Genomic DNA, 10,171 nt, shown 5'->3' with positions numbered 1-10,171 from the left:
AAGTCTTTGAAATCTTCAGGAATCATCAAAAATAAAATTTAGGCTAAGATAAAACATATACAAATCATAACTAAGCCAAAATTTATTGTTAATCCCCTTTGAATTAGAACTTCGTTATAAAGCTTGAAAGTGAAATACATTTTTACACAATATTATAAAACTAAAAGGTTAGTTTTATAATATTGTGTAAAAGAACACTTTTTTATTGGTCTCAAAAATGGTTTAATAAAGTTCAGGGTGGTTTAGTTTTATTCTATAGCTATTAATTGACTATCTCTGATAAAAGCGCTGTAGCAATTTTACCAATTTCTCCATCAGTATCTAAAGAAATAGCCTTTTTGAGTACTTCTTTTGCTTTTTGAGTTTCTCCTGTTGCCATATACGATTCTCCTAAATATTTATAAGCATTTGCCGAATTTGGAAAGAACTTTAAAACCATAGAAAATACTTGAATAGAGGCCTGAATTTGTGGTGTACGACCACTTTGTAATAAAATATTCCCTATTTTGATTAAGCCTGTCTCAAAATCACAAAATGCATACAGTGGGTCTTGAATCATTTTAGGAAGTTCTTCTGCCATTTTTTGTGTTTGTCCAGATAAAAACAAGCTTACAATATAATCCATTGGCTTAGGTTTAAAATCCTGTACGTTAAAAGTTAATGCTGCTTCTAATACAGGATCTTGATTGCTAGCATACTCATCAAAACTCATAGTAACTGGAATACTAGGAGCTATCCATTCTGCATTTTCTAAAGCTGGCTTATCTTGCCACCATAAATACGATAAAGAGATATCAATAGTACTGTTTGGTAATGTTACAGGCCGGTTATCACCCCAAAAGTTGACATTTTCTGCTGTGGGTTCCCCCACAAAAATAACATTGGTATAATTGTCTATTACATTAACCAGGTTTTGGGAAGCAGAATAGGTGCGTTTTCCAATAATTACAAATAGCTTCCCTATTTTATTTATCTTTTCAGATTTAATAAGACCTTTTATAACATCTTTATTTAAATAGTTATTTCCACCACCATTTAAACGCAAATCGATAATTAATTTCTCAGTATCGTTAGTTTCAATTTCATTAAAAACACGAGCATAGAAATCTTTGGTGCTTTCTTCAGCTTCATCTGCTATTCTACTATGTCTTACATACATTACCTTTTCTTTAGCTAAGTATTCTGAGAAGTAAACCTTATCCAGATGTTGTAAATATAATGGGGTTGTTGATTGGTCTCTCGCATCTAACCAATTTTCATTTTGATGTACAAAACCACGGTGTGTAGGAACTCTTTCTCCTTTAGGTAATATAGTAAAAAATTGAGTAAATACCTTTCCTTTTTTTTCTAAGGTAAGGGATAACTTATTTAGAAGGGTTTTTGTAATTTTTTGAGCATGTAAAACTTCAGGATATCGTATATTATTAATTCCGTAAGCTTTAAAATATTGTGAGTTTTCTACTTCTACTGTCGGTTCAATTCTTTTTAGAACCTCTGAAATTGGCTTCCCTTCTACAGCTATGACTTTTGCTCCAACTGCTTCTGAGTAGTTCTTGTGTGCTCCCTGAATATAAATTTCATCATTAAATTCATATAAATTGAAAGGAAATTGTGAAAACTCAAAAGACTTTTGATGAAAACTAATATAGGTATGCCCGTATTTGAATAAAGACACGAGTCGAGAAATCCCAATAATAATTTCGTGTTCTTGTAAATTCGGAATGTCATTGTATAGTGTTTCTACTTCGGTATCAAAATCTTCTTTTGTTGTTTTTACAAAAAGAAACGAATAATCTTTATGAATGGTGTTTTGAATAAAACGAAGATCTTCTTGCCATTGAGCTGTAGTTAGAGTCTCTTGAGACCATAACTGAGAACATAGAAATAAGCTGAGTATAATTAGTGTTTTTTTCATGATGTTGTTTTTGATTACATCACAAACATAGTTTTAACTCATCTTCATCAATAGTGTTTTCAGTTGAAACGTAGGTATTGATACTTGAAACGTCACTAGCTTCTTATTTGTTCATCCAATCTTTAAAATCACTTGTCTTTTGTCTACTTACAATAAACTCTTGACCCCTTGGATTTGAAATAGATAGCTTTGCACGATGGTTGAAATAAGGATCTATTTTATGGATTGAATTTTTAGATATAATCTGTCCTCTATTAATTCTATAAAACTTAGTATCATCTAATGAGTCAAATAATTGATCCATAGTTTCATCTATGATATATCGCTTGTTGTGGGTGATACCAAAAGTGATACTATCCTGCGAATACATATATAAAAGCTCTGACACCTTTATTTGTACAAAACCACTCCCCTCTTTCACTAATATTCCTGAGCGTTTTTGTGGAGTTTGAATACTACTTAAAAGTTCTTTTAAGATATTCGGTTCTATAGGGTTTGATAGACTTTTAGATTTTGAAAATTTGTTTAACGCAGCGTCTAAGTCATTTTGTTGAATGGGCTTTAGTAAATAGTCAATACTATTTACTTTAAATGCTTGAATTGCATATTGGTCAAAAGCGGTAGTAAAAATAATAGGTGCAGTTACTTCTATTTTCTGAAAAATCTCAAAACTTAAGCCGTCTGCTAGTTGAATATCCATAAACACTAAATCTGGTGTCCTATTTTTTTTAAACCATGAAACTGAATCTTCAACGGAATCGATAATGGTTAGTACTTCAAAATCAAAAACACTTTTGGTCAATAATTTTTGTAATTGACTTGCGGCACGAGGCTCATCTTCAACGATTAATATTTTCATGAGTTGTATTTTGATTTGATGCTTTTAATAATGGTAGCGAAACTGTAAAATATTCTCCATCATTATTAATAACAGGCATTTTACTTGATATAAGTTGATATCTTTTTTTAATATTCTTTAATCCAATTTTTGTAGATGGTGTTTTGGTTGATTTTGCTTGAATTTTGTTGCTCACTACTAAGGTATCGACTTTAATAGCTACAGTAATAAGTAAAGGTTTGGCTTTAGAAACAATATTGTGTTTTATAGCATTTTCTAGTAAAAGCTGTAAACTCATAGGTACTATCATTGTAAAGAGTTTATCTTCTGGAATATCCCAAGTAAGCTTTAAGTTGTCTCCAAATCTTTCTGATTGAATATGAATATAAGCTTTAGCAAATTTCAACTCTTTTTCTAAGGAAATTAAATTTGAATTACCAGACTCGATAATAAAACGATATACACCAGATAAATTATCTACAAAATCTTTGGCATCTTCCTTAGTGTCGTGGTCTATAATATCTCGTAAGGTATTAAGACTATTAAATAAAAAATGGGGTTGTGCTTGATTCCTTAGCGTATCTAATTGTGCTTGAATCATTACCTGTTTAACTTGTTCTTCGGCTCTAATGGATGTTTTTAACCTTGTATAATAATACATAGCTTCGTATATCGCCATAATCATTATGGTTAGTAAGGTAACTGGTAACAATATTTTTAACTGTGTAATATAATTTGCATTTTTACCCAAAAAGCGATATACATACTCTATCAAACTCCCTCCTACATAATCAACAATGAGTATAGTGGTGACAATGGCTATAAAAAAAATGACTATACGCTTTACATCATCACGAAAATCAGGATACTTTTTACGTAAAAAGATTAAAATTCTTCGTATAATCAGCCAATCACAAATAGTTACGATTAAAGAAGCGCCCCAACTATAAAAAGCTAATCCTAATGGATAACTCTGAAAAGAATTATTAAAGATATAATCCGAACTAAGACTTAAAATCAAAATGCCAACAACCGAAAACCACACATCATTAAATCCTAAATATTGTATACGTTTCTTTTTGTTGAATAGTGGCATAGATTTTATAGACTTAATTTGTGGTATACCTTTTCTTGGATAAGTATGAATGCTAATAACGGAATTATTTGAATGGCATGCAAAACAAAAAATGAGCTGTTGTTAATAGTTCAAATATCTTACTCCTACTTCACTCCTATCGTTGCTTTTGGCAAAGCTTATTACATTACAATTGCCAAAGAAAAGTTACATAATACAAATATATTATATAACACTTTGATTTTTTTTGAATTAAACAATCAAAAATAATGAACCGATCTACTTCTTTTTTTTGAATACGCGGTTAATTAGTAACTTTGATTTACTTTTTTCTCATACCTAAACAAAATAAGATGCTAAGCATATCAATAGTAAAACGATTTACATTTATAATTGCAATTTGTAGTGTAACATTATATTCTTGTAAACAAAATGAAAAACCTAAAGAAGTTACAGTAAATAAAGAAACTACAGCTGTAGATACTATAAATATTAATTTAAAAGAGGCACTAACCTTTTATGCTTCTTTTGATCATGGAGTTAAAGCCGACTTCTCATTAGGTGATCCACGTATATATACAGTACCTAATAGAAAAACTGTTGATTCTGTTATGGCAGGATTGCACAAACCTGATATTAGTAGACAAGAAGGAAAAGGGAAATATGGTCATGGATTAGTGTTTACAGAGAGAAGTAAAGGAAATATTTATTATCCTAGTGAAAAAAATATTGCTTACAGTAAAGAAAATTGGAGTGGTGCAATTTCTTTTTGGTTAAGCTTAGATCCTGCTACAGATTTGAAACCTGGCTATTGTGATCCTATTCAAATTACAGATGAAAGTTATAATGATGCTGCAATTTGGGTTGATTTCACCAAAGCGAATCCTCGAGATTTTAGATTAGGAGTTATTGGAGATCGAGATATATGGAACCCAAATCCTGAAGGACCAGATAATGAAAATCCTATTTTTAACAAACGTCTTACTGGGGTAAAAAATCCACCTTTTGGTAAAGATCAGTGGACACACATTTTGATTAATTTTTCTAATTTAAATAGTGATAACGGACAAGCTTCTTTATATATGAATGGTCAGCACATGGGCACTCGCAATACTATCGATACTCCTTTTACCTGGGATGTATCAAAATCAAATATTTATTTAGGACTTGGGTATATTGGACTTATGGATGATTTCTCTATTTTCAATAGAAATTTAACCAATAAAGAAATCACTACTCTATATCAGCTGGAAAATGGAGTACAAACTATTTTAGAACCGTAAGAGTTTAAAAAAAATACTAGATTCTTAGCAATCAACATTTGTAGCTATAATTTACTCACGAGGTTTATGATTTAAATTATAGAGTTCATGATTGATTAGGCAGTTTCCATTATATAAAATAGCCACTACCAAGCGCTGGATTGTTTTATAAAATCAAATTGTTTTGGCAATTTATTTTACACACAATTATCCAACGCTCGCCAGTGCCAAAATAAAAGCTAACTTTTATTTAATACCATTTACACTTTGAATTTACCGCAATAAAATTCTCTTTTTCGCCTATGCTTTAGAATAAAAATTAACCGTAGCTATACTACCACTTGAACATCACCATCTGGTACTAAAGGACATGACCCACCAGAGAAACTAATTGCTAATTGATTGGTAAGCACGATACCTCCAATAATTTGAGCCGCTTCTTCTGGTGTCATGTTTTCGTCAGCATGATTTACATCTTGAGCAACTACATAGATTTTCCACCTACCTTCGTCTTCTTTATTAAAAAAATAACTTCCTGTATAGGTACCATCATTTTTTAATTTATCTATCTTACTACCATTATCTTGAAGAATAAAATCTATGGTTCTTCCTGTTTTATTATGTATTAAGAAGCAGTTCACAAATAATTGCTCACCTTTGAATAACTTCTCATTTTCATCATAAAACTTTCCTTTAACAATAAAATACTCCTTCTTGTATGGACGTACAATATCTGGTGCCTCAATTTCATATTTTGACAATAAATGAACATTTTTATTTTCGGTAACTTCAGAATATGCATATGATTTTTCAACACCATTCGGATCCCTAGTTAATCGTTCATAATGCCAATCTATAATAACCTTAAATGGTGTGCCAAATTCAATACTATCCAAGTATTTTAACTTAGAAGTCATACTCTCACTTATGGTCAATTCCCCTGGCCCCGGAAACGTTTTGTCTTGCCCAATTCTATGCAAATCTCTTTCATCACTATATGCCGCAATACCTGCAACAACAGCAGCTGCAGCAACAAGACCTGCTGCAACAGGGCTACTTCCACTACCCGATGCGCAAACACCAGATGGTGTAGTGGTACAACCTGCTGTTGCAGTAATAGAACCAGATCCAGAAGTTGCTTCAACAATTGCTGCAGCTACAAGTATTAGAAAAGCTATAATAGCAATCACCACTTTCCACCAAGGGTCATTAAACGGCAAATCACTATACTGTCCAGAGTAAGGCGGACTTGGTGTCCAACCTGTTTCTAAATTTAATGGTAAGAAAAAGACTGGACATAATTCATATGTTTTATTTCCTAATGAAAAAGTATAGCTCAAATTTTCAAAGAAATCATCATAACTTAAATCATTATTCTTTGACCTTTCTTTTTTACAGCATCTAGTTTTATTTACTTCTGTAACTTCTCTATATCTTACTGCAATTTTCCCCTCAGGAGTTTCGGCAAAGAACGTATCACTAGTTGAATCGAAGCTTACTTTTGTAATAAAAATCTTCTTAATGATTCTTTGTCTACCACTTGTATTTTCAACAATAAAACTAACATAATGTGATCCTGCTGAAGCCGCTGAAATATCTACATCCCAATTTTGTAATACAGATGCTCCGCTTTCTAATAAACTTACATGGTGTGTTACTGGAGTAACTACAATTCCTGGATGAGAAGCACTTTCAACATAAATGCTTAATCCACTTAAACTATTGGTACTTGAATTGGAAAAATGTGCATTTAGCTTCATTTTACCTAAACTTGTTTCAAAAATCCCATCTGGCATCATTATACCTGTAATTAGATCCGATGCAAATGGTCTGTTATTTATTTTTATTGGTATCATGCTTACTAATCTTTGTCATTAATTACTACTATTCCTAAACCTCCCATTTCAACATTTTTATGATATTGAGTGACAACTAAAAAGACATAATCTCCTTCTATATTTCCTGTAATTGCTAAAGGTTTCTTTCCAAATCCATTAAGAATAAATTCTTCACTATCATTTTTACATTTTGAAAACTCTCTTGTCTTATCCATACAACGCTCATTGGTAAAATCAACATTTTTTAACTTACCTTCTTTTTTACCCTTAAGTTTTTCTTTTAGATCTGGTGAAATATTTTGAAGTTCTTTAATGCTTACTTGTTCTGCCTTTGCATTGAATTTTGTTTTTTTTCGTGAACCGTTATGCATTTCAAAATTCATGTGAAACATTGATCTAAAAGCCATTAACACAGAAAGATTTTTTTGAGCAACATGTCGATCTGTTGGTACGTTAAAATCTACAGTTCCTGGTAAAGGATCACTAGAATGAAACACTTCTACTATAAGACACTCATGTCCATTATTTACATATTCAGGCACCCAAGGTGTTAAGCATAGTACATCGGCCTCACCTGCCCCGTCTAAGCTAATAAATGATTGACCTATAAGTATTGCGGTATTTCTATTTACCCCAGTAGATGGGTTTGCCCAATAAAATTTTACAGTTGCATTTGTTGTATTTGTCGTTCCATGGTTTTTCACCTTTGCTTTTACAAAGAAAGGCATGCCAGCAACTGGCACTGATTCAATTAAATCTTCAGGTTCTTTTACTACCCATATATCTGGGCTTAAATACCAGTGAGGAGAACCATCTCGAATTTCTAACTCTATAGCCATAATGTTTTTGTTTTGAGATTTAAATGTTATTCCTAAATCTTAAGTTATTTTATAGTATAAAATTATAAGTTTGCATCACTACAATCAAGAGGTAAAAACACTAAAACAAATAGGTTTTCACCCTATTCATTTTAGTGTTTTGCCTATTTTAAAAAACGTGTATTAATGGTGTAGTAAGATTTATTTGTAAGCCTGTTAAGTTTCCATTCCATACACATTCCTTCTTCATTATTATCGTTACCTATACCAAAAAGCACATTTTTCTAATTCTAGAATATAATTCTTGGTCGTTTAAATGAGTAATTTCTGTATACTAGTAAGAGAAGAATAATCAAGACACAAATTTTACAATTCAACCAAACTTAACGACGATTTAGCTTAAAGTCATTTTATAAACTAGTTAAGAGTTTAATATTTGATTCCCACAGAGCAAGACATCAGTACAAAAGAATAATTATGAAAATATTGATAATTGAAGATGAACCACGAGCAGCAAGCCAATTACAACGCGTGTTAAAAGCATGTAATTTTGATTATGAATTGTTGGATATAATCGATACCGTTGAAGATGCTGTGCTATGGTTTCAAAAAAACACTACTCTGGATTTGGTATTTATGGATATCCAACTGGCCGATGGATTGAGTTTTGAGATTTTTCATAAAATAGAGGTTACAGCTCCTATTATTTTTATCACGGCTTTTGATCAGTATGCCATTCAAGCATTTAAAGTAAATAGTGTTGATTATTTATTAAAACCTATTCAAAAAGACGATTTGAATACTGCTTTAGATAAATTTCTGAAGTGCAATACATCAACCACTATCAATTCTACCATAATCAAAGTAATTAGATGGCAGTATGCAGGCATCCCCTAAAAGAGGAGATGTTGATCAAAGAAGGGTGGTCTCAATATATATCAAAAAATAGATGTATCAATGAGACTGTTGATTACAGTTCAACTACCCATTACGACACTTTGGTAAAAATGATTACTAAGAGCGATAGGTTAAACGGATATTGTACCAATATTAATTTAATCATTAAAAAAAAGAAAAGCAAAACTCATTAAAACAAATTGAAATGAAAAAAAATATATTTATTGCATTATTCGGAATTTTATTTACTAGCTGTAGCATAACAAATAAGGAAAAAACTCGAAACTTAGAAAAGTTTGATAAGGTAAACCTTGTAGGTAATGTGGAGCTTCATTTAGAAAGAGACCCTAATCACTCTATAGAGATTGTAGCAAAAAACAACTCTGATATGGTAGATTTAATTACAGAAGTTCGCAATGGTGAGCTATATATTTATAATAAAAAAAGTTGTGGTAATTGCAAAAACTCTAAGTACATTATTTACCTGAATCATTCTGGAATATCAGGTTTAAACATGACTGGAGTAATAACACTAATCTCGGAGGATAAAATAAATCAAAAAGATTTAGTTATAAGTGGGGATGGTATTTTAAACGGAAAATTAGAGGTTTCTGTTACTAATCTCAGTGTTAACTTAAAAGGGTTGTCTAATATTAATATTTCTGGTTATGCAGCTACTTCTAACTTAAAAGTCACTGGTATTGGAATTATTAATGCTGAAAGGTTGGAAACTAAAAGCAGTAAAAATGTTTCAAAAGGTATTGCTATGATCAATAAATAGAACTCACAATAGAAATGATTTTGTTTATATAGTAAGGTAACAAAAGAATAATACCATTTACACTTTGAATTTACCGCAATAAAATTCTCTTTTTCGCCTATGCTTCAGAATAAAAATTAACCGTAGCTATGCTAACTTTTCCTTCTTTGCATAAACAAAAAATAGCTGATTTTCTTTTTTACAGTAAATTCAAAGTATTCCTACTTTGTCATCTTAGAAAAAAGGAGCAAAACGTTTTGTGAATGATAGTAAACACACTATTTTGCTCCTTCAAAATAAATGTTTCACAAATTAAACAAAAGCGTGCTATAATAGATAGTATCCGCCAAAAAAAATGATTCCAAAACCCCTGAATTTTTGGAATCTGTCCGTTCTAGTTTTACTTCCTTCTTTTCAGATTTTAGTACGCACTTTAAGATTGTCAAGTTTTCTTATAGGCAACACGCCTTTGATTACTTTCAATCGCTTTTCAAACTAGAAAAGAAGACTGTAAACTGCCAGAATATAGCAGATCACTTGTCTTGTTTGGATCAACAAAGCATTAATCATTTTATCAATAGCGATTGTTGGTCGTTTAGAAATTTAATGGACCAAGTAGCCTTAGAATCTTCAAAGATGTTTGTTAATAATAAACAACCTACTGGTTTACTGATAGATGAGGTAGGTTTTGGTAAAAAAGGAAAAATGTCAGCTTGTGTTTCCAGACAATATTTAGGCTGTATTGGTAAGACTGATAATGGGCAAGTG

General features: G+C 31.2%; 9 protein-coding genes. 4 read left to right on the top strand and 5 right to left on the bottom strand.

Features of this window, described 5'->3' with window-relative positions; translation table 11 throughout:
- Positions 1 to 262: 262 nt before the first annotated feature.
- From CVD18_RS19685 to CVD18_RS19675, 3 genes are all read right to left on the bottom strand, one after another.
- A complete protein-coding gene (locus tag CVD18_RS19685) occupies positions 263 to 1,915 on the bottom strand; it encodes a S41 family peptidase (RefSeq protein ID WP_103867211.1) in 1,653 nt (550 codons plus the stop codon).
- A 103-nt stretch (positions 1,916 to 2,018) separates the two neighbouring features.
- Positions 2,019 to 2,774, bottom strand: a complete 756-nt coding sequence (locus tag CVD18_RS19680) for a LytTR family DNA-binding domain-containing protein (protein ID WP_103867210.1) — start codon at positions 2,772 to 2,774, stop codon at positions 2,019 to 2,021.
- Entirely contained in the window at positions 2,755 to 3,849 is a 1,095-nt protein-coding gene (locus tag CVD18_RS19675; protein WP_103867209.1) for a sensor histidine kinase, read from the bottom strand. The genes CVD18_RS19680 and CVD18_RS19675 overlap by 20 nt, the downstream gene beginning before the upstream one ends.
- Before the next feature lie 332 nt (positions 3,850 to 4,181).
- Here CVD18_RS19675 and CVD18_RS19670 point away from each other — a divergent pair, with 332 nt between their 5' ends.
- Positions 4,182 to 5,111 (top strand): LamG-like jellyroll fold domain-containing protein, encoded by a 930-nt coding sequence (locus CVD18_RS19670; protein ID WP_103867208.1) that lies wholly within the window; start codon positions 4,182 to 4,184, stop codon positions 5,109 to 5,111.
- Between the two features lie 308 nt (positions 5,112 to 5,419).
- Here the strand turns inward: CVD18_RS19670 and CVD18_RS19665 are convergent, their stop codons facing one another.
- Both CVD18_RS19665 and CVD18_RS19660 read right to left on the bottom strand, forming a co-directional pair.
- Positions 5,420 to 6,946 carry a hypothetical protein gene (locus tag CVD18_RS19665; protein ID WP_146052866.1) on the bottom strand — a complete coding sequence of 509 codons (1,527 nt, stop codon included), beginning with the start codon at positions 6,944 to 6,946 and terminating at the stop codon, positions 5,420 to 5,422.
- Between the two features lie 5 nt (positions 6,947 to 6,951).
- Positions 6,952 to 7,767: a hypothetical protein gene (locus CVD18_RS19660; protein WP_103867206.1), complete on the bottom strand. Its 816-nt coding sequence runs from the start codon at positions 7,765 to 7,767 to the stop codon at positions 6,952 to 6,954.
- Positions 7,768 to 8,223: 456 nt separating this feature from the next.
- Here CVD18_RS19660 and CVD18_RS19655 point away from each other — a divergent pair, with 456 nt between their 5' ends.
- The 3 genes from CVD18_RS19655 to CVD18_RS22405 all read left to right on the top strand — a co-directional run.
- Positions 8,224 to 8,643, top strand: a complete 420-nt coding sequence (locus CVD18_RS19655) for a LytTR family DNA-binding domain-containing protein (RefSeq protein WP_103867205.1) — start codon at positions 8,224 to 8,226, stop codon at positions 8,641 to 8,643.
- Between the two features lie 205 nt (positions 8,644 to 8,848).
- The gene (locus tag CVD18_RS19650) at positions 8,849 to 9,424 is read left to right on the top strand and encodes a GIN domain-containing protein (RefSeq protein ID WP_103867204.1); all 576 of its coding nucleotides are present in this window, start codon (positions 8,849 to 8,851) and stop codon (positions 9,422 to 9,424) included.
- A 357-nt stretch (positions 9,425 to 9,781) separates the two neighbouring features.
- Positions 9,782 to 10,171: transposase (locus tag CVD18_RS22405; RefSeq protein ID WP_146052865.1), on the top strand; the 390-nt coding region annotated here is incomplete at its 3' end.

This window comes from Aquimarina sp. I32.4, from assembly GCF_002924285.1.
Taxonomy (GTDB): Bacteria; Bacteroidota; Bacteroidia; order Flavobacteriales; family Flavobacteriaceae; genus Aquimarina.
The sequence above is the reverse complement of the archived record's forward strand: the minus strand, read 5'-3'. Positions and strand labels throughout refer to the sequence as shown.

Excerpts from the sequence above, each read along its gene's own strand:
- CVD18_RS19685 (WP_103867211.1), bottom strand. The coding sequence starts at position 1,915 with ATGAAAAAAACACTAATTATACTCAGCTTATTTCTATGTTCTCAGTTA.
- CVD18_RS19665 (WP_146052866.1), bottom strand. The coding sequence starts at position 6,946 with ATGATACCAATAAAAATAAATAACAGACCATTTGCATCGGATCTAATT.
- CVD18_RS19650 (WP_103867204.1), top strand. The coding sequence starts at position 8,849 with ATGAAAAAAAATATATTTATTGCATTATTCGGAATTTTATTTACTAGC.
- CVD18_RS19680 (WP_103867210.1), bottom strand. The coding sequence starts at position 2,774 with ATGAAAATATTAATCGTTGAAGATGAGCCTCGTGCCGCAAGTCAATTA.
- CVD18_RS19675 (WP_103867209.1), bottom strand. The coding sequence starts at position 3,849 with ATGCCACTATTCAACAAAAAGAAACGTATACAATATTTAGGATTTAAT.
- CVD18_RS19670 (WP_103867208.1), top strand. The coding sequence starts at position 4,182 with ATGCTAAGCATATCAATAGTAAAACGATTTACATTTATAATTGCAATT.
- CVD18_RS19660 (WP_103867206.1), bottom strand. The coding sequence starts at position 7,767 with ATGGCTATAGAGTTAGAAATTCGAGATGGTTCTCCTCACTGGTATTTA.
- CVD18_RS19655 (WP_103867205.1), top strand. The coding sequence starts at position 8,224 with ATGAAAATATTGATAATTGAAGATGAACCACGAGCAGCAAGCCAATTA.